General features: G+C 57.8%; 19 protein-coding genes and 1 pseudogene. 17 read left to right on the top strand and 3 right to left on the bottom strand.

Translation table 11 applies throughout. The features are described 5' to 3' along the window. Positions 1-363: 363 nt before the first annotated feature. The 5 genes and pseudogenes from P6U24_RS23645 to P6U24_RS23625 all read left to right on the top strand — a co-directional run bounded on the left by P6U24_RS23645 (position 364) and on the right by P6U24_RS23625 (position 7,236). Positions 364-978 (top strand): response regulator transcription factor, encoded by a 615-nt coding sequence (locus tag P6U24_RS23645; protein ID WP_407154894.1) that lies wholly within the window; start codon positions 364-366, stop codon positions 976-978. 108 nt (positions 979-1,086) lie between these two features. Further along, a complete protein-coding gene (locus P6U24_RS23640; RefSeq protein WP_407154893.1) occupies positions 1,087-3,441 on the top strand; it encodes a PAS domain-containing protein in 2,355 nt (784 codons plus the stop codon). A 401-nt stretch (positions 3,442-3,842) separates the two neighbouring features. After that, on the top strand, positions 3,843-4,751 hold the full coding sequence (locus P6U24_RS23635) for a helix-turn-helix domain-containing protein (protein WP_407154892.1): 909 nt from the start codon (positions 3,843-3,845) through the stop codon (positions 4,749-4,751). 322 nt (positions 4,752-5,073) lie between these two features. Continuing rightward, positions 5,074-5,820: a ketopantoate reductase C-terminal domain-containing protein gene (locus tag P6U24_RS23630; protein ID WP_407154891.1), complete on the top strand. Its 747-nt coding sequence runs from the start codon at positions 5,074-5,076 to the stop codon at positions 5,818-5,820. 193 nt (positions 5,821-6,013) lie between these two features. Continuing rightward, a pseudogene (locus tag P6U24_RS23625) lies at positions 6,014-7,236 on the top strand (ABC transporter substrate-binding protein). 78 nt (positions 7,237-7,314) lie between these two features. Here the strand turns inward: P6U24_RS23625 and P6U24_RS23620 are convergent. Next, entirely contained in the window at positions 7,315-8,034 is a 720-nt protein-coding gene (locus P6U24_RS23620) for a response regulator transcription factor (RefSeq protein ID WP_407154890.1), read from the bottom strand. 434 nt (positions 8,035-8,468) lie between these two features. On the opposite strand from P6U24_RS23620, the gene P6U24_RS23615 reads away from it, so the two are divergent. The 5 genes from P6U24_RS23615 (at position 8,469) to P6U24_RS23595 (ending at position 13,385) form a co-directional block, all read left to right on the top strand. Next, entirely contained in the window at positions 8,469-9,020 is a 552-nt protein-coding gene (locus tag P6U24_RS23615; protein ID WP_407154889.1) for a hypothetical protein, read from the top strand. Beyond that, positions 9,017-10,006, top strand: a complete 990-nt coding sequence (locus P6U24_RS23610; protein ID WP_407154888.1) for an NAD(P)H-quinone oxidoreductase — start codon at positions 9,017-9,019, stop codon at positions 10,004-10,006. The genes P6U24_RS23615 and P6U24_RS23610 overlap by 4 nt, the downstream gene beginning before the upstream one ends. 339 nt (positions 10,007-10,345) lie before the next feature. Continuing rightward, positions 10,346-11,248 (top strand): helix-turn-helix domain-containing protein, encoded by a 903-nt coding sequence (locus P6U24_RS23605; protein WP_407154887.1) that lies wholly within the window; start codon positions 10,346-10,348, stop codon positions 11,246-11,248. Between the two features lie 380 nt (positions 11,249-11,628). After that, positions 11,629-12,630, top strand: a complete 1,002-nt coding sequence (locus tag P6U24_RS23600; RefSeq protein ID WP_407154886.1) for an NAD(P)H-dependent flavin oxidoreductase — start codon at positions 11,629-11,631, stop codon at positions 12,628-12,630. A 122-nt stretch (positions 12,631-12,752) separates the two neighbouring features. Further along, a complete protein-coding gene (locus P6U24_RS23595) occupies positions 12,753-13,385 on the top strand; it encodes a glutathione S-transferase family protein (protein ID WP_407154885.1) in 633 nt (210 codons plus the stop codon). A gap of 4 nt (positions 13,386-13,389) precedes the next feature. Here P6U24_RS23595 and P6U24_RS23590 read toward each other — a convergent pair whose 3' ends face one another. Then, entirely contained in the window at positions 13,390-14,028 is a 639-nt protein-coding gene (locus P6U24_RS23590) for a TetR/AcrR family transcriptional regulator (RefSeq protein ID WP_407154884.1), read from the bottom strand. A gap of 102 nt (positions 14,029-14,130) precedes the next feature. On the opposite strand from P6U24_RS23590, the gene P6U24_RS23585 reads away from it, so the two are divergent. After that, entirely contained in the window at positions 14,131-15,516 is a 1,386-nt protein-coding gene (locus P6U24_RS23585; RefSeq protein WP_407154883.1) for a carotenoid oxygenase family protein, read from the top strand. A 104-nt stretch (positions 15,517-15,620) separates the two neighbouring features. Beyond that, on the top strand, positions 15,621-17,132 hold the full coding sequence (locus P6U24_RS23580; protein ID WP_407154882.1) for an acyl-CoA synthetase: 1,512 nt from the start codon (positions 15,621-15,623) through the stop codon (positions 17,130-17,132). A gap of 78 nt (positions 17,133-17,210) precedes the next feature. Here the strand turns inward: P6U24_RS23580 and P6U24_RS23575 are convergent, their stop codons facing one another. Further along, a complete protein-coding gene (locus P6U24_RS23575) occupies positions 17,211-17,420 on the bottom strand; it encodes a hypothetical protein (protein ID WP_407160813.1) in 210 nt (69 codons plus the stop codon). On the opposite strand from P6U24_RS23575, the gene P6U24_RS23570 reads away from it, so the two are divergent. Genes P6U24_RS23570 through P6U24_RS23550 form a run of 5 tightly spaced genes read left to right on the top strand, consistent with a single transcriptional unit; the run spans position 17,365 to position 19,702 of the window. Then, the gene (locus P6U24_RS23570; protein ID WP_407154881.1) at positions 17,365-18,423 is read left to right on the top strand and encodes a catalase family peroxidase; all 1,059 of its coding nucleotides are present in this window, start codon (positions 17,365-17,367) and stop codon (positions 18,421-18,423) included. The two genes, P6U24_RS23575 and P6U24_RS23570, sit on opposite strands and share 56 nt — an antisense overlap. Next, positions 18,420-18,998, top strand: a complete 579-nt coding sequence (locus P6U24_RS23565) for a cytochrome b (protein WP_407154880.1) — start codon at positions 18,420-18,422, stop codon at positions 18,996-18,998. The genes P6U24_RS23570 and P6U24_RS23565 overlap by 4 nt, the downstream gene beginning before the upstream one ends. Before the next feature lie 54 nt (positions 18,999-19,052). Continuing rightward, positions 19,053-19,271, top strand: coding sequence for a hypothetical protein (locus P6U24_RS23560; protein ID WP_407154879.1), 219 nt, complete (start codon positions 19,053-19,055; stop codon positions 19,269-19,271). A gap of 20 nt (positions 19,272-19,291) precedes the next feature. Next, positions 19,292-19,537, top strand: a complete 246-nt coding sequence (locus tag P6U24_RS23555; RefSeq protein WP_407154878.1) for a hypothetical protein — start codon at positions 19,292-19,294, stop codon at positions 19,535-19,537. After that, entirely contained in the window at positions 19,538-19,702 is a 165-nt protein-coding gene (locus tag P6U24_RS23550; RefSeq protein WP_407154877.1) for a hypothetical protein, read from the top strand. Positions 19,703-19,960: the final 258 nt, after the last annotated feature.

Below are 19,960 nucleotides of genomic sequence, written 5' to 3'. Positions count from 1 at the left end.
TTCCAGCGATGGCCCAGTTCCGTCTCCCTTCGATAGTTCCCGTGCCTAGAAATTATGAAATTGTGACGCCGCGACCGAGATGACTGGTCATTGGCGCGGTATCTGCTCGGAATCATTGCTGGAATGCCAGTGCGGCATGGCATGCAATTCCCGCGTCGTGGATCAAACAAGACGATTGCGCAGGTTCCCAAAGCTGTTCTAAGTTTTGGCCCAGCCATTGGGACAAGCATGACTGCAACAACCGACTTCTGTTTAGCGATCGGGCGGCCGCGATTGCAGCGGTGGCATAGAGGCTGATCCATGTCCCGGGCTTCGGTACCGACCATCCCGCCTCCCGCCGGTCCGGATAGATCGCCCTCGGCCGTGATCGTTGTCGACGACGACGAAGGAGTCCGAACGGCGCTCGCCAACCTCTTTCAGTCGGTCGGGTTGGATGTGCAATTGTTCGCCTCCGCCGTCGAATTCTTGCGTTGGAAGTTACCGGATGTGCCAAGCTGCCTGGTTCTTGATATCAGACTTCCGGGGCTGAGTGGTCTTGACCTACAAACGGACCTCAATAAGGCCAACATCCACATCCCCATCATCTTCATGACTGCTCATGCCGACATTCCCATGAGTGTGAGGGCTATGAGAGGTGGCGCAGTCGACTTCTTGAGCAAGCCCTTTCGCGAGCAGGACATGCTGGACGCGGTAACGAGGGGAATCGAGGGGGATCGCAAGAGACGAGAGGCCGAGCGTGCCGTCTTAGCCTCACGATCGGCTTACGAGGGGTTGACCGAGCGCGAGCAAGAGATCCTCGCTCTCGTGGTGACCGGGCTCCTCAACAAGGAGATCGGCATGAAGCTCGGTATCGCCGAGATCACGGTCAAAATCCACCGCGGCCGGGTGATGAAGAAGATGGGCGCGCAATCCTTGGCTGAACTCATCAGGATGGCCGATATGATCGGGATAACACCGTCACGCGAGTTGAGCACGTGATTGCTGATGCCTCAAAGACTCTGCACCGGAGAGCCGATAAGGACCAATTGAGCTAATGTGCGCCGTTGCCGCAGTCTCAGCCGGAGCGAAGCTGGAGGGGCTGTCGATATGAATGATGCGAGCGCGCCGGAGATTACTGAAGCCTCAAGGTGGTGGCCACGGCAGAATTCCGAGTTGCGGCGTAAGCGCGAGCAGAGAGTCTGGTCCCTAGTTTTGCGCTATGGCTTGGCAACCCTGCTCGTTGGAGCGGCCATTGTGGCGTCCAAAGCGTCCGTCCTCATCCTGCATGTCGAGCCGTTCGTTTCCCTGTTTCTATGTGCGATCATTCTCGCGGCATGGGTAGGAGGTATCGGTCCAGGCTTCCTCGCAACCGGGCTGGCGGCCGTATCCTTCGACTACTTCGTACTTCCTCCGGTCGGGTCGTTTGCCATCTTGCCGCATGAGGTGGCTCGCTTCGCGTTATTTTTGATAGTCGCGCTCTTCGTGAACTGGATCAGCGCTAAGCACATCCTGGCGGCAAGATCTCTCGACCGCTCGAGACGCGAGCTTTTGGCATCCCTGCAGCGACAGAAGCAAGTCGAGACGAACTTGCTCCGAAGTGAGATGTATTTGACCGAGGCCCAGCGATTGAGCCAAACTGGCAGTTTTGGGTGGAAGATTCCAACCGGAGAACTTCGCTGGTCCCAGGAAACATTTCGAATCTTTGGCTACGAACTTGATGCAACGCCGACGCCAAATCTCGTCATTGATCGCGTCCATCCGGAGGATCGCGCTCAGGTGAAGCAGGTGATCGACGAAGCGTTCGCTAGCGGCAGAGAGTTCGATCACGAATATCGACTGTTGATGCCAGACGGCCAGGTCAAACACGTTCGCGCTCTGACTCGCGCGGTCAAGGATTCACTCGGCTATGACGAGTTGATAGGTGCAGTTACGGACGTCACGGCCGCGAAGAATGCAGAGCAAGAGCTCCGCAACCGAGAATTAAGAGCCATTGAAGCAGAACGGCAGGTGCGCGCTACCCTCGATACGATTCAAGTCGTAGTCTGGACGGCACTGCCCGACGGCACCAACGAATTCCACAACAAGCATTTGCTCTCCTATACTGGGCTTTCTGCCGATGAGGCTCGAGGAGAGAGGTGGATTACCATGGTTCACCCGGAGGATGCGCCGAAACAGAGGGCCAAATGGCAAGAGGCTGTTGCCGCGGGAACGCCATTCGAGTTTGAATCGAGACTGCGCAGGTTTGACGGTCAGTACCGCTGGTTTCTAACGCGAGCCGTACCGCTACGCGATGATGAAGGGAAAGTCATCCGATGGTATGGAACAAGTGTCGACATTGACGATCTAAAGCAGTCGCAGAGACTATTGCAGCATAGCGAGCAGCGGTTCCGCGATTTTGCAGAAACAGCTTCGGATTGGTTTTGGGAAACGGATCAGGACCATCGGCTCAGCGTCCTGTCGCGCGAGGCGAAGGCAGTTCGTGTCGGAAGTCCTGCTTGGCAATACGCAACCGATCTTGAGGAAGAGGCTGAGAAATGGCAAGATCACTTCAAGCTGATTGATGCTCACCAGCCATTTCGCGAATTCGTCTTCCGCATCGCTCTGCCCGACGGGTCTCCTGGTTATACCTCTGTTAGCGGTAAGCCGCTGTTCGATTCCACGGGTGCTTTCCTCGGGTATCGTGGCGTCGCCAGCGATGTCACGGCGACGATTCGCCGCGAGCAGGCCGAGACAGCTTTACGGGATGCACAGGCCGAGCTTGCGCACGCAGCACGTGTCATCGCGTTGGGAGAGTTGACCACTTCCATCGCTCACGAAGTTAACCAGCCGCTCACTGCGATACTGTCCAACGCCGAGGTATCCTTGCGATGGCTTGATCGTGGTGCTGCCTATTTGGACCGGGTGCGCCAGTCCATTGAATGGATTGTAAAGGACGTTAACAGAGCCGCTGACGTGATTGGCCATGTCCGCGCCTTGGCGAGGAAAACAGACAGCGGGCGCACGGCTTTCGACCTCAACGAGGTCGTAACCGAAGTCTCCGCTCTGCTGCGGCGGGAATTGCTAGAAAATCAAGTCGAGCTGAAGCTGGATTTATCACCGAGCCCATTGATAGTTTGCGCAGACCGGATCCAACTGCAGCAGGTCATCATGAACCTGCTGATGAATGGCATCGAAGCTATGCAGCCAATATCGGACAGGCCTCGAAAATTGGTGCTGCGATCCGAGTGCAAAGGCCCGTGCGAAATTCAAGTGATGGTCGAGGACTGCGGCATAGGCATTTCCGCTGCAGATCCAGAGAAGCTTTTCGACGCGTTTTTCACTACGAAGTCGAGCGGCCTTGGTCTCGGTCTCTCCATTTGTCGGACAATCATAGAATCTCACGGTGGACGATTATCGGCGGCTCAAAGACCAGAGTTCGGCGCTGCCTTCCAGTTTACTCTGCCCCTGCGTCAGCAAACGTAGGTCGTCCCATACGGACACGTGGCCAAAGCTGCGAGCGCGGTTCGCCGTCCGCTCAAATATCTATTCCGAGCCAAGCGGGCTCGCAGCCCATCACCTCGGCCAGCCGCTTGGGTGGAACCCGAATAGGCTGCCGGGTAGCGTCCACTGCTTCCAATTTGAGACTCCCCGATCTCTAACGGCGACCTGGACGGCCTGAGCCGGCATACCAAAGTATTACATTGCGAGCCGCGCGTATGCACGTCAAAGCTGCCGGTAGAATAGAGGCCGTTCTCTCGCCCTGTATCTTACGGGAGAAGAGCCCAGACACGAAGAAGGCATGCTTCCAGGCCAGTCTGTTCGGCGCCTCGGTGTTGCACGTTTTCGGAGCGTTGGTCTCTGTGTACGTGGGAAGAGAGGACAACATGCTGGAGAGCGCACAAGTTTTGGACCGGAGCAACCCTCAAATCACGAACGGCCCAACGTCCTGCGCGTCGATAGCGATCACAGAGGAGTCATCGGGCGGGCCGGTTACAATCTTCGTCAATGGTTCCTTAGGTTCAACGATTCTGCCGGCCAACGACACGGGATTTTCATTCAAGGGCTTAGATATCAGAGTTGCGTTAGCCCCCACGGGCGGAATCCGAGACGGCTCCAGCGCCAACAATTCGTGTCAGGCAGTAAGAAGCGAGTCGAAGCATCAGCTAGTCCAGCCACTGCGGGACGGCGACGTGGTCGTGTCAGACTCTCTCATGGCCGAGTGCGCCGAGGATGCCATTCTCAGGAATCTGTTCGAAGCGCTCGCGCAGGCTACCCAGGTTCACAACAACCATGCTGCGGTGCAGGCCGATGCATTGCGGCTTGCTATTGCGGTCAGGCTTCTAGGCCTGAATTCGGCGACCCGCCAATCCGCGCGTCGCGCCGGCGCGGCCACGGACGAATGCTCTGAGCGGCAAGTGCGGTCTCTGCAGAAGTGGCGTCTCAAGCGAGTGGTCGACTACATCGATGAACATCTCTCCGAGAGGATTACGCTAAGCGATCTTGCCTCGATAGCCGGATTGAGCCGTATGCACTTTGCTTCCCAATTCCGAATGGCGACCGGCCTGCGGCCTCATGAGTTTCTCCTGAGGCGCAGGATCAGAAGGGCGGAAGAACTATTATTCCATTCGTCCATGCAGATCATACAGATTGCTCTTGCGGTTGGCTTCCAGTCGCAGGCGCACTTCACGACGGTCTTCAAGCGGTTTGTCGGCTATACGCCAAACCAGTGGCGCAGTGCTCATCGTGCCGCATGTCAGGGGGCCAGCACGCTTGAACGCCATATGGAATGCTGAAGCAGGGTTCTCAAATCTGCCCATGCATTCGCGTGCATGGGCAGGCGTCCTAGCACGCCACGGAAGCCGCGCACTTCCCTGCGCAGCATCAGATGGCGTCGTTTGCTTGGCGTGCGTCGATTCCTAATAAACTTGCTGAAGTCTGGCCCGTGACGCCTCCGGACCCGAAAGTTCAGATTCCGAGCGCTGTTGCACCGGCCTCAAGTTGGGCTGCCACCAGCTTGAGCCACCTATGCACCGCCTTGACCTTCTCCGAGGGGCGGTCGACCCGCCGATGGTGAAATAGAAATCGCGATCGCTGACCTTCAAGGAGCCCCATTTTGTGAGGGGCTCAAGAGAGCCGTTCGCCACCAAGGGAGAGACCAGCGGAAAATGGGGCGAGAAGCACACCTTGCCCCGAGATCGCCATCTGCAACGCTACGAGCAGGCTGTCTCCGCTCATTGCCGGCTGCTGAATGGGATGCGCCACCTCGACGCTCTCGATCAAAGGTTCGGCCAAGACAAGATATTCGGCGGCCTATGCGCGATCACGACGGCACTGAATGAGAGGCGCGAGATCGTGCAATTGATGCCTGTCCAGTCGTTGACGTTCGGCGCCCAGACCCCATCGGGCTCCCAAAAGGCACGCGCGATAGCCGAACTGTTTTCTGTAGCTAACTTTGACTCGAGCAACAGTGACGACGTTGTGCAGGATATGTGGGAGAAGTGGATATTCATAGCGTGCCTTTCGGCGGCAACGTGCCTGCTGAGAGGTTCGATCGGAAGCATTGTCGCTGCGTCCGGCGGAAGGGAATTTCTGGCTGGCCTCGTGGAGGAATGTTCAACGATTGCGACTGCTCATGGTCACAGGCCGACAGGTTTCGTCGAGCGCGCCAAAGGGCAGCTGACGCTTGCTGGCTCGCCGATGACGGCTTCGATGTTCCGCGACATGAACTCCGGCGCTCGCACCGAAGCCGATCACGTAATCGGCGATCTGGTAGTCCGCGCCGAAACCGCCAACGTAGCCGCGCCGAAGCTCAAGCTGGCTTACACCGCATTGCGAGTTCATGACCAGCAACGGGGCAATTGAGGTCTGAAACGCGGCTAGGCCGACGACACCTCCTTCGGTCAGGAGTGGCCAAAAATTTCGTCGTGATCGCGGGGGCGGCCCAGCACTTACGGCGGGAGACAGTCTGCGGCCAGACGCCAGACCCGTGTGTTCGAAACACATGTGACGAGACCACAGTTTGGAAATGTACGAGAACATCCGAGGAGAGGAAGCAATGGTTAAAATCACGCGTCTGAGCCTGCGACTGGGAGTAGCATGCATCCTGGCCGCCGTTACTAGCGCCGCATTTGGTGAAGGCAAATACGACACCGGGGCAACTGGTTCCGAGATAAAGATTGGCAACATCATGCCCTACAGCGGGCCGGCATCGGCGTTCGCGGTGATCGGAAAGGCCGAAGCCGCATATTTCGCGAAGGTCAATGCCGAAGGCGGCATCAACGGGCGGAAGATCACCTTTATTTCCTATGACGACTCGTATTCTCCGCCTAAAACAGTGGAGCAGACGCGCAAGCTCGTCGAGAGCGACGAGGTCCTGCTGATGTTCGGCATGCTCAGAACTGCCTCCAATACGGCCATTCAGAAGTATCTAAACTCGAAGAAGATCCCACAGTTGTTTCTCGCTAGCGGCGCGACGAAGTGGAACGATCCCAAAAACTTCACCTGGACCATGGGATTTTTGCCGAGCTACCAGAGTGAAGCACGCATCTGCGCTCAATACGTCCTCCGCGAAGCTCCAAACGCCAAGATCGCTATTCTTTATCAGAATGACGACTTCGGTAAGGGCTATCTGAAAGGGCTCAAGGATGGCTTGGGCGAAAAAAGCGCGATGCTCGTGGGTGAATCAAGCTACGAAGTGACCGAGCCGACGATCGATAGCCACATTGTCAAGCTCAGGAGCGCCGGAGCCGACGTGCTGGTTGACATCGCGACCCCGAAGTTCGCCGCGCAGGCGATCAAGAAGACCGCTGAATTGGGTTGGAAGCCCCTCCATATCGTCAGTAACGTATCGACATCCATGGGGGCGGTGATCAAGCCCGCTGGCATCGATAACGCGCAAGGGCTTCTCTCGGCCATTTACCTCAAGGATGTGACAGATCCGAGATGGCAGAACGATCCTGGGATGAAGAAGTTCTTCGCATTCCTCGATCAGTACTACCCCGACGCAAATAGGCAGGATGGCTTCATAGCTTATGGCTACGCCGCAGCGCAGACACTCGTGAAAGTGCTCGAAATGTGCGGGAACGATCTGACGCGGGAGAACGTGATGAAACAGGCCGCGAACCTGAAAGATTTCGCTCCGGATACGTTCCTGCCTGGCGTGCTGGTCAATACCTCGCCGAGCGACTATGCGCCGATCGATCAGTTGAGATGGAGCGCTTTGGCGGTGAAAGCTGGCAGCTTATCGGAGATATCATGAGTGGCGAAATAACTCAGTGACTGGAGGGCTGATCACTCGTTGCCGTTCTTGTTTGGGCCGAGGCAATTCGAGGCCTGCCTTGGCCGCCCGAAACAGGATTATCGGTCGGGGAGGGCGGCTGACAAGCCGATCTGCTCGAGCTGAGCCTCTCTGACACCCAGTTGATCAGCCATTCGGACGAGATCAGCAAGGGAGGTCGCTGCCATTTTTCGCATCACGGCACCTCGGCTAAGCTTCACGGCCGCCTCGGTTATCCCGAGTCGCCATGCGACTTGCTTGTTCAGGTGTCCCGCTGTGACCAAGGCCATGATGCGCTTCTCGCGCGCTGTCAGTGTGTCTGACTTCTCGCGCAAGGATAGCAGCGCCGCATCGCGAGAGCGCCTTTTGCGGTCGCGCTGAATTGCCCGCGCGACGGCCTCGATCAGATCCTGAGCACGAATGGGCTTGGTTAGAAAGTCGATGGCGCCGGCTTTCATCGCTCGTACCGACATTTCGACATCGCCATAACCTGTGACCAGAATGACCGGAAGATGGATGCCGAGATTTACGAAATGCTCCTGAAGTTCGAGGCCGGTTTGTCCTCCGGGAAGCCGTACATCGAGCAGGATGCACCCCGGTACGTCCGGTCGGCGGGCGGATATGAACTCACGCGCGGATGCGTAGATGCTGGTTTCCAGATGCACGGTGCTCAGAAGCGAGCCGATGGCCTCCCGAATGGATGCGTCGTCGTCAATGATATGTACGTGAGCTGCGGGCTCGACATCTGAGACGGGTGGGGGTTGGAGTGCCTGTTCGTCCCGTTCCGCATGGTGTGACATGGGGTTTACTCCTGATCCCCAGGGAGCATTCGCGCAGCCTGAAATCCGTGACGCTCTCATGCGTCGACTTTTTGAAGGAAGGGTGCGTCCGATCCATCGAGGTGTTCCGGAATGTCACCAACCGTCGTTTCCTAGTGCCAGGATTTCCAAAAATATTGAAGCTGACTTGCCATGTCTTTCATATACCGAGTCCGTTTCGTGAAATGGTTGGACACATGGCGCAGTCGCAAGTTGATCTGGAATCCGACGCGCAACCAGGCCGCGTCGGCCTCAAAGCCTTGCAGAATCGCACGTTTTTTGCACGAAACCCGGTTACCTTCGTATGACTGGTGGACCGGCGAACGGGTGATATGTGGTGGCTGGGATGCGTGGAATGCATCTCCCGAGAAATTACAAGCGCGGTACCGCTGCTGCCGGATCGCAAGAGGTCCATCATGAAGATACTCGACAGCATTCTGTCCCAGTCCGCCTATACCGCCGATATGGATTTGCCGCTGGATCAGATCGACATAGCCGATTGGCTTTTCAGCCTGCCGGAAGCCGAATACAAGCGCTGCTGCGAGCCCGATCATATTGCCGCAGGCACGACCGTTACGGATGACGGAAGACGGATGTCGATCAATGTCGAGATGATCGGCACGGCGCTCGTGGTCCAGCATTACGTTGCGGAGGAAGCCGGAAAGACCTATTGCAAGATGAACTCGATCTCCGACGTTTTCACTCCTGCGGGTCGCAGCCAAGTGAATGTCGTGTGGGAATTAATTGCCGAAGCCGTGGACGATAAGACCAGCCGGTATACCAATCGGGTTACCGCGCATCCGACAGATGCTTTCATGGCGTTCTTGAAAGAGCACAAGATGTCCTTTGAAGAAGCGGCGGCGGCGCGGCAGGCCGCAGGCAGCGACCACAACCATCGCGAGACCCCGAAGTTCGCAGCGAGCATTGCGCGGCACGCCAAGGCTAAGGCATTGGGGACCGCGGCATGAAAGCCGTGGTCTACGAAAATTTCGGCAAGGCGGACGTGCTCCGCCTTGCCGATCTTCCTATACCCGAGAAGCGCGACACGGATCTGTTGGTGCGCGTGCGCGCAGCCGGGGTCAACCGAGCGGACATTCTGCAGCGCGAAGGTGCATACGGCAGCCAGTACTTCGGTGACAGCAGCCTCATGGGTCTCGAGGTCGCCGGCGAGGTTGTGTCGGTCGGTGCCGCTGCCAGGCAGTTCGCGGTGGGGGATCGCGTGATGGCAATCGTCGGCGGTGGCGGCTATGCCGAATTCGCACGTGTCGACGAGGGAATGGCTGCCCGCGTTCCAGATGGGATGTCCTTTGTCGAGGCAGCATCGGTCATGGAATCCTTTGTCACGGCTTGCGAAGCGGTCTCGCATCTGGCCGAAATCAAGGAGAACCAATCGGTACTCGTTCACGCCGCCGCTGGCGGCGTGGGGTCGGCATGCGTCGAGATCGCCGACGCGCTCGGTGCGACCGTTTATGCAACCGCCAGTGCGGAGCGGATGGCCGACGTCCAAGAGATCGGAGCCGACGTCGTGTTTGATTACCGTGCCGATGACTTCGAGCGCTGCGTCGCGGAGCGAACGCAAGGCCGCGGTGTCGACGCCGTGATAGATTTTATCGGTGGTGATTATCTCGCTCGCAATCTGAGGGTCTTGTGTCCCGGCGGTATCGTCGTGCAGGTAGGTATCCTGAGCAAACAGTACGAGCCGGTGATCCCGCTGAACCTAGTCTTGCACAATCGTCTCAGGCTGGTCGGCACCGTGATGAAATCCCGCACGAGCGAGGAAAAGCGCGCCATGATCGGCCGGTTTGCTCACCTCGCCTTACCGTTGTTTGCATCGGGACGGCTGCGTCCCCTGATCGGTAAGGTCTTTCCCATGGAAGCCGCCGCGGACGCCCAGCGGGCAATGGAAGCGGGTGGCGGTTTTGGGAAGATCGTTCTCGAAATGCCGCACGGCTAGGCAATCGCCAAGTGCTGAGTGATCGAGCGTTCCGTCCCATCGGCTAGTCAGAGATCACTACGGCCGGCCAGCCGATAAGCTCGATGCGACTGCCAGAATGATGGACGGATTCATTGGCGCGGCTCGATGTCGAAGAGCCGCTTCCATTGCGGCGTTCGCGAATTGGCGGGCAATCAGCCCGCGGTGAGGCCGGCGGATCGGCGCGAACTTCCAGTCTCCATGATCGTCGCAAAGGACATTCAGACAGCATAGTGGCCGTTGACCGTCAACCGCGCCATTGCTAGAAAACCAATTATCCGCCAATGGGTTGCTTCATATGGGTGGCGAGGTGATTGAGGCATGGTCAGGATCCATGAAGAACAGGATTGGCGCCAAACCCCGCCTAGTTCGCTCTTCAGTTCGCGTGCGGCTCTCTCCAGGTGGAAGAACCACGACCTGAAGTCCACCTTGCGCGTAGAATCCTCCGGAGTAGACGAGCATCACATCGTATCGCTCATTTTGCGCAAAACGACGGCCGATTTGAGCCATGGCTCCAAGCTGGTTCACCGAGGCGAACTCAAGCCTGGGACGTTGGTCCTATCTGGTCCCAGATCCAGACCAATAAGCGGAACGTTCTACGAGAGCTTCGATCACTTCCGTGTTTACCTTCCGCAAGGCCTGATCGCCGAGTGTTGCGAAAGCATCAGTGGCGCAATACCGGACCGGCCCATTGAGTTGCTGGGCACGGTGTATACCAAGGATCGGTATCTTTTGGAGCTAATGCGGGCACTGGTGGGGCTTGACAGCGAGGGCGGGTGGCTTGGTCCGGGCTTCGTAGATGCCGTCGCCTTTGCCTTGTCCTGCCGGCTCGTTGCTCTTGGCCAGCTCCGTCCACCGCGAACCCTCCCGGTTGTCCCGCTCGCGTTTCCGGCCTTGAACAGAGTCCTGGAATTCATCGAGGCGAACATAGGACGGGAAATACAACTCTCGGAGATCGCCAACCTTAGTGGAATGACACGCGTCAATTTTTCCCGGCAATTCAAAGCCGCCACCGGCCAGGCCCCCTATCGCTACATTCTCTCAAGAAGAATAGAGAAGGCAAAATCATTGCTTTTGAACGGCTCAATGCCGCTCTCGGTCGTCGCACTGGAAGCCGGGTTCTGTAGTCAGCCGCATTTGACCACAGCGTTCAAGAAATTGACTGGAACGACGCCCTCACGGTGGCGAGTGGTCCAAGAGGTCAACAGTCGTTTTTCCGACTGAACGCCTAGTGCCGCAGACTATGACGCGGACTCATGAAGGCGCAGCCACCCAGTTCGGATTTTGAATCACACGGCACCGGCCAACGACGCCGGCTCGGCCCTGGGGGCAGAAGCAGAAATCAACCTGCTCAGAAGTCTTCGCGGCCCGGCATGTGCCAGTTCCGGTCGCGCCGATGACTGGGTCGTTCCTAATGTCCACCGTCACGCGGATTCGGCGGTCATCCTGCGATACGCGCATCCTGAGCCGCCTCCGCCCTTGGCTTCAGAAGAATTCCAATTGGAGCAGTTGCTCGCTCCCAAAAAGCGCTTGACGAGAAAACAGCGTGATTTACACTGTAAATATACAATGTAAATGATTGAACCGGCAGGGAAGGAGCCTTCGTGAAAACCCGAATAACCGAACTGTTCGGAATCGAGCATCCAATCGTTCAGGGGGGCATGCATTGGGTTGGCTATGCGCAGATGGCTGCCGCCGTCTCCAACGCCGGCGGTCTTGGCCTTATCACAGCGCTGACACTTGGTTCGCCAGAGGCTCTGGCTGACGAGATCCAGCGCTGCCGCCAGATGACCGACAAACCGTTTGGCGTGAACCTCACTTTTCTTCCCGCGGTCAACCCGCCCGACTATCCTGGCTACGTTCGCGCGATCATCAACAACGGAATCAAGGTTGTCGAGACGGCGGGAAACAATCCCCAGCAGGTTCTCCCGGCCCTAAAGGAAGCGGGCGTCAAGGTGGTGCACAAATGCACCTCAGTTCGCCACGCCCTCAAAGCTGAGGCCATTGGGTGCGACGCGGTCAGTGTCGATGGCTTCGAGTGCGGTGGTCATCCAGGTGAGGATGACGTTCCGAACTTCATCCTCCTGCCACGGGCCGCGGACGAACTGAAAATTCCTTTCATCGCCTCCGGGGGAATGGCCGACGGGCGATCTCTCGTAGCGGCCCTGGCCCTTGGCGCCGAAGGCATCAACATGGGTACACGGTTCCTTGCCACGCAAGAAGCGCCTGTACATCCGAACGTCAAAAAGGTGCTGCTTGCTGCTACCGAGCTGGATACGCGCCTGGTGATGCGGCCGCTTCGCAACACCGAGAGGGTCCTCAACAACGCAGGTGTCGAACGGTTGCTTGAGAAGGAGCGCGCGCTGGGCGCCAACATCCGGTTTGCGGACATCGCCCCCGAAGTTGCCGGTGTGTATCCCCGCATCATGAAGGACGGTGACACCGACGCGGGAGCCTGGTCGTGCGGAATGGTCGCAGGCCTCATTCGAGACATACCGCCCGTGAAGGTCCTCATTGATCGGATCATGGAGGAGGCCGAATCGATCGTTCGTGCCCGCCTCGGCAGGTTCTTCGAGGTCGAAAGCGCCCAACCAATACTTTCGTAATGGCGGAACATAGGGTGGGCGACAACGCTCGCATCCTAATCTGACCTTCGGCAGGCCGCTGCCCGCATTCACTTGGCTGGATGCCAGTCGGATTCGGTTTGCTCTTCCAGAAGGAGCTGCGGATGACTACCCCTTACGAGCTTTGGCATTCGCCGGGAGCGAGGTCCCTTCGGGTATTGTGGACACTCGAAGAGCTCGGGCTCGCCAACCAGGTGACCGTCCATGTCCTCGGATTTCCACCGCGCGTTCATCACGAGGAGTATCTCGGAATCAATCCGCTCGGATCTATACCCTACTTCCGTCACGGCGAAGTGCGTCTGAGCAAGTCGATGGCGATATGCGAGTATCTAGCCTCGCGCCATCAAGGCGGCTTGGACATACAGGCTCACGAGATTGGCTATGCCGCATATCGTCAATACTGCTATTTCGGGGAGGCGACACTGATGCCGCCACTCGGCATTTTGGTGCGCCAACTCTTGCTTTTGACGGAGGAGCAAAGATCGCCAAGCGTGATGTACAACGCGAGGCAACTGTTTCGCGATCGCCAAGCCCCCCTTGTGGAAGTCCTCAGGCATCAGGACGTCCTGGCAGGGGGGCGCTTCTCGCTCGCCGATATATCCGTCGGCTACGCGCTGTCTCTTGCCGATAGCTTGGGTGAGCAAAAGCTCTTCGTGCCTGAAGTGGCGAACTACCTTCAGCGCCTGACCAGCCGCCCATCTTATGTGCGAGCTCGCCGCCACTTGGAGCCTCAGTGATCACTCATTTCCGTGCGGTCGAGCGTTTGGTGGTGTGGGGCATAGACCCGCGCGGCCGGCATCCCGCCTCCATCAAACGCAAAGCTGCTTTCTTCAAAGATCTGGCGGAGCCCTTTGGCAACTTGCCTGCCAATTCGAGCATGACCAAGCCGTGCGTCGAAGCCCACATGATGTAGCCGATTTCTTCCGGGTCCCCGACGATCAAGCCCGCCTCGATTTGATCCTTCACCCACGCGCTCATCGTGTCCCGAGCGCGTTGTTCCGCTGCCATCAACTCGGGATATTCGTGACGGGTTGGCTGGTTTACGTCGAAGATCAGTTTGTAAATGTGCGGGTTGGCAAACGCGAAGTCCAGGTAGGCGTTACAGACGGCGTCTCCTATGAGGACCGGATCCCTGACGCTCGCGCGCGCCTTCTCGAGCGCCTCGGCGAATTTGTTGAAGCCTCTCGTGCGGACGGCCGCAAGGATATCGTCCTTGTCGCGGAAGTAGCGGTAGGGCGTCATTGGCGAAACGCCCAGTTCAACCGCGAGTTGGCGCATCGGGACCGCGTCGAGCCCCCGCTCGGCAAATAGCCGGGTCGCGACTTCACAGAGCCGCTCACGAAAAAGGCTGACCTCATCCTCACTAAGATTTCGCGGCATCTGACCCCGTCAGTCTCCAATTCGGCTTGACATTATTTACGACGTAAATTTACATCGTAAAAAATGCAAGACTTTCGTCGGTTAAACGCATTGGAGGTCACTATGGAGGGAAACACCAATCCGTTTCTATCCGGAAATTATGCTCCTGTTCGCTCGGAAGACGATTTCGAACTGAAGGTCCGGGGGGAAATCCCGTCCGAACTGCGTGGATCGCTCTTTCGGATCGGCCCCAATCCTCAGTTCGATCCTCGCGACCCTGCGGGCCACCATTGGTTCGCGGGCGATGGCATGGTCCACAAGTTCTCCATAGAGGACGGCAGGGTTACCTACCGCAACCGCTACGTTAGAACGCCGAAATGGCGGCTCGAGCACGAGGCGGGTCGAGCGCTTTTTGGGGGCTTCAATCCGCGGATGGCGGATCCATCGGTGGTTGGGAAAGATGGCGGCAGCGCAAACACGAACATCATCTGGCACGCCGGGAAGCTCATGGCTCTCGAAGAGGCTCATAACCCCGCCGAAATGGAGCCAGTCTCCCTTGAGACAAAGGGGTACATCGACGCGTATCGATCACGCGTGACCGCTCATCCGAAACTCGATCCCAAGACGGGCGAGTTGATATGGTTTGCCTACAATGCAGGCGATGCGCCGATGTCCGCACGCATGAGTTACGGCATTACTGGCCCTGATGGCACAGTCGTCCGGCGCGACGACTTTGAAGCGCCTTTTGCGGCCATGATGCACGATTTCATGGTGACGGAAAACTACGTGCTATTCCCAGTAATGCCGCTAACCGGCAGTGCCGAGCGCGTGATGAAGGGATTGCCTCTTTTCTCCTGGGAGCCGGAGAAAGGCACCTTCGTGGGTGTCATGCTCAGAAATGCCGACGTGTCGACAATCAGATGGTTCAACACCGAGGCATGCTACGTATTTCATCCGCTAAATAGCTGGGAAGCGGACGGCAGGATCTTTTGTGATGTTATGCGCTACGATCGCGCGCCGCTGTTTACGAATGCCGACGGCTCGCCCGGCGCACCGGCTACGGCAAAGCTCGTTCGCTGGACGATCGATCCCTCCAAGTCATCGGAAGCGATCAAGCAAGAGCCCCTCGACGATCTCGATGCGGAGTTTCCGCGCGTCGACCCCCGCATCGAAACTCGCAAGCATCGGCATGGCTGGTTCAATGCCGACACCACCCGCTCGGGCCCCTTCCGGCTCAACTCGATCGCTCATCTGGATCTTCAAACTGGGCGGCGGCAGATATTCCAAATGGGGCCGATGGATGGCCTCTCTGAACCGGTCTTCGCGCCGCGGCCGGGCAGCGCGGAAGAGGGCGACGGCTGGCTTACCGCAGTGGCGTATCGGGCGGCCGAGAATCGCTCAGATCTGCTCATCTTCAACGCGCTCGATATTGCCAAGGGACCAATCGCCGTGGCCGAGGTTCCCCGCCGTGTGCCGTACGGTTTCCACGGAAATTGGGTCGAGGGCTGAATCGTTCCAATACCGCTCAAGCACGCGCGCGAACCGAGCCGCGTTCAGCCTGGGGAGGTGATGCAAAATTCGCGGTCTGGCAACACGCGGGTGGGAGGCCAAATATGATCGTAAGTGGCCAAAGGCTTGTTCAGTATTCCGAGATTCACAACAGGATTGCTCGAGCTGTCTCCGGATTCCGTGAAATTGGCATCGGCGATGCGCCGGTCGCCATGATGCTGCGGAATGATTTCGCTTTTTTCGAGGTATCGGCAAGTGCAGCCGCCGTTGGGGCCTCCGTTGTCCCCATCAATTGGCACCTGAAAGCTGACGAAGTGTCGTACATTTTGGCCGACAGCGGAGCCAAAGTATTGGTTTGCCACGCCGACCTCCTTCCTCAGATACGAGCCGCACTCGGCAACACTCTGCAGATATTCGTCGTAAGCACGCCCCCTGAGATTGGCGCAGCCTTCGATGCTGATCCGAAAACATTCGGCGTTCCTAAAGGCTGTCGCGACTGGGATGCCTGGAGAGACGGATATGCACCGGCTTCTCACGTGGTGCCGACCAATTCTCCTATGTTTTATACGTCGGGCACGACGGGACGGCCTAAGGGCGTGCGCCGCAGCCGGATGTCACCGGACCAGCTTGCTGCGGCCGACCAGATGGGAAGGCTCGTCTATGGAATCAAGCCGGACGCAGGACTGGTCGTCCTGATGAATGGGCCGATGTACCATTCGGCGCCGAACTCATACAGAATGATGGCCTTTCGTCACCAGTGCGACATCGTTCTCCAGCCGCGTTTTGATCCGGAAGATCTGCTTCGACTGATAGAATTACATCGCGTCACTCACATGCACATGGTCCCAACCATGTTCGTGCGCTTGCTTCGCTTGCCCGAGGCCACAAAACTCAAATACGATCTCTCATCCCTGCAGTTCGTCGTTCACGGCGCGGCGCCCTGTCCTCCCCAAGTGAAGCGTGAAATGATCGATTGGTGGGGGCCTATCGTTCATGAATACTTCGGCTCCACTGAAACCGGAATTCCGGTTTGGCACTCCGCGGAAGAAGCGCTGCGCAAGCCGGGAACCGTTGGCCGTGCGATCGAAGGTGGTGTCGTAAAAATCCTGCGATCTGACGGATCGCCGTGCGCCGCAAACGAGCCCGGCGAGATTTTCATGCGCCAGACCGCGCTTGCTGACTTCGATTACCATGGAAATTCCAAGGCCAGGGCCGATGCCGGCTATGACGATCTCGTGAGCGTTGGTGACGTGGGTTACCTGGATGAAGACGGATATCTGTTCTTGTGCGATCGCAAGCGCGACATGGTGATCTCCGGAGGCGTTAACATCTATCCCGCAGAAATCGAGAGCGCTCTAATTACGATGCCCGGAATCCGTGATTGCGCGGTGTTCGGCATTCCGGACGAAGAATTTGGCGAGCGGCTCTGTGCACACATCGAACTCGAGGCTGGTGTTGAGTTGACAGATGATGCTGTCCGACAGTTTCTGCGCGAGCGCCTGGCCAACTTCAAGGTGCCGAAGCAAATTGAGTTCGCCCAGGCGTTGCCCCGCGAAGCCACGGGCAAGATATTCAAGCGTAAGCTACGCGAGCCCTACTGGCAGAACCGGCAATAGCCGCATGTTTTTTGAAGGCGATTAGCCCGGCTCCGCGACGCCGAACATTGTGGCGACTATCGAGTCTCTCTCGAAGCTTCAGCGCTGCTTTTTCAGCGCCTCTATTTGCGGATCAAATCGGGGATGCCGACGTGCAATTTCGAAAGCGCTTGAGTCTGTTTTGAAAGACGGGATCGAGCGTTGGAGGCAAGCTAATGATCGCATCGATATCTTCCCCTTCAGCGAGTGTTGAATGTCCCCACTGCTCCAGAGGCCGGCACGCTCGGCGATCGGATCATTCTTGATCATCGGAGCTATCGTCGGTGGAAGTGCCGCTGCCTTTGCTTTCACGGCCGGCTGGTTCTCGCCAAATCGTCTCACACCGCAGAAAATGTTACAGGCCCTCGCGCCGGCGGATGGGTCTGCTCCAGGCCGGCGCCGCAATCACATTAAGGGCATCTGCTTCACTGGCTTTTTCGAGGCCAGTGGGAACGGAGCTGCCCTATCAAGCGCCAGCCTTGTCACGCGCGGCCGCTATCCGGCGATTGGCCGCTTCAATCTCGGGACGGCCGATCCCAATGCCGCCGATGCGACGGTGAGAGTGCGCGGAATGGGATTGCGGATCACATCGTCCGGCGGCCAGGAATGGCGAATGGCCATGATCGATCCGCCTTTTTTCCCCGTGTCGACGCCGCGGGCCTTTCACGACATGCTGATTGCCTCCGCGAATAAGGATCCCGACGCGATGAAGGCGTTCATCGCGCAAAATCCAGAATATGAAGCCTTTGCCGAGTGGGCCAGGACTGCCCCCTTTACCGGGAGCTATGCCGAAGAGCGATACAACAGCCTCGACAGTTTTGTCTTCACGGACGACTTTGGCGTGGATCGTACAGTCAGGTGGTCCTTTCTACCCGCGGCCACGCCGACGGTCCTTTCCGGCGACGAGCTGGTCAGACGTGGTCCGGATTTCCTGGAGCAAGAGATTTCTGAACGGGTCCGGAATGGGCCGTTGCGCTGGACCATGATTGCTATTGTCGCCAATCCCGGAGACCCCACAAACGACCCGAGCAAGGCCTGGCCGGAGGAGCGTCGAACGGTCGATGTCGGAACTCTGGTCGTGCAGCAGATTGAGCCGGAGCCGGATGGCCCTTGTCGAGACATCAACTTCGATCCGACAGTGCTGCCCAACGGCATCAAGCCATCCGACGATCCTTTTCCGGCCGCACGGTCCTCTGTTTACCGCGTGTCCTATGATCTTCGCACCTCAGAAGCCAAGGACTACCCACGCACTGGAGCCGGAGCGGAGAAATGACCTTGCGCCGTCTCCACTTCACTCCGCTTCAGCGAGTCCTGCATTGGCTTATGGCGATCTGCATAATCGCGATGCTCTTCGCGGGAGTCGGCATGGTATCGACAATCGTGCCTAGGTACCTGGCGATCATAACGATCCACAAAACCCTGGGTATCGCGATCCTTGGTCTTTCATTGATCCGTCTTGCGTTGCGCGTGCGCTTTGGTGCACCGGAGCTGCCGCCTGATCTGCCGCTGCCGATGAAGCTCGCAGCGGAATTGTCCCACTACGCTCTCTACACATTAATGATCGCAATGCCGCTTCTGGGTTGGGCCATGTTGTCGGCAGCGGAATATCCGGTCGTGTTATACGGAGGCGTTTGGCTTCCGCCAATCCTGCCCCAGAGCGATCTCCTCCATTCCATCCTATGGGACGCTCACTTCTATCTTGGGTTCGCGTTCTTTGGGCTGATCTTGGTGCATGTTGCCGCAGCGCTATTTCATGCGCTCGTGCTGCACGACAGCGTGTTCCCATCCATGGCGCCACTACCCCTAAGCGATGAGATCGCAAGGCCAGATGTCGCTCCGGCCGAGTGATCCGCTTCCCGAAGGAAGCGTTGGTCCCCTCCTGCCCACTATGAGTGAACAACCATGTCACACCATCTAGACTCGCCGATCGCTCGGCAAGACGCCCGGCTCGACATTACGGATCTCTATTGTTTCCGCGGCGAGCGTGGCACAGTCCTCATCATCAATGTCTGCCACTCAATTGCGGGTCAAATTCCCACTTCCGGCTTTCATCCTGAGGGCATGTATGAATTCAAAATTGACCTCAACGAAGACGCCGACCTGTGCGCCTTCGCGGTATAGCGTTCGGCGGCGACGCGGGTGTGGCCAAGGTCGAGGTCTCCATCGATGGAGGCCGCAACTGGCGAGCCACGCAGCTCGGCAAAGACGAGGGGAAGTACAGCTTTCGACAGTGGCAGACGGATCTGAGCCTGCCTGATCCAGGACGATATAGCGTGGCAGTTCGCTGTACCAACTCAAGCGGGATAGAGCAGCCGATGAAGCCAAATTGGAATCCCGCCGGCTTCATGCGCAATGTCGTGGAAACGTTCGACCTGGAGGTGGCATAAGTGGCTCATCGCGTCAGCTTATTGCTGTTGTTTCTGTTGAACACGGCGTCGCTGTTCATGCTGGATGGCGCCGCGGCGCTTGAACTTAGATCGATCAAGCTCGACCTTCCCGAAGGCGACCGAATGTTTCCGGACAGTCCGGGTTGCAGACGCAATCAACAATAATTGCCTCGCGTGCCATTTCGCTGGGATGGTCTTGAACCAGCCGGCGCTCTCGCGGCAGACTTGGGCGGCCGAGGTCAAAAAGATGATTACCGTCTACAAGGCGCCGGTCGACGCGAACGATGCAACCACAATCGTTGACTATCTGACAGATCTAAGCGCCAAGCAATCTCGCTAACTCATCGTCGGATCAAACCGGTTTGTCTCTGCGTTCAAAAGGAAGATCGCGTACGACGCGTACGCTGGCATCACGCCAGCATC

Source organism: Bradyrhizobium sp. STM 3557 (assembly GCF_045571465.1).
GTDB lineage: Bacteria > Pseudomonadota > Alphaproteobacteria > Rhizobiales > Xanthobacteraceae > Bradyrhizobium.
The sequence above is the reverse complement of the archived record's forward strand: the minus strand, read 5'-3'. Positions and strand labels throughout refer to the sequence as shown.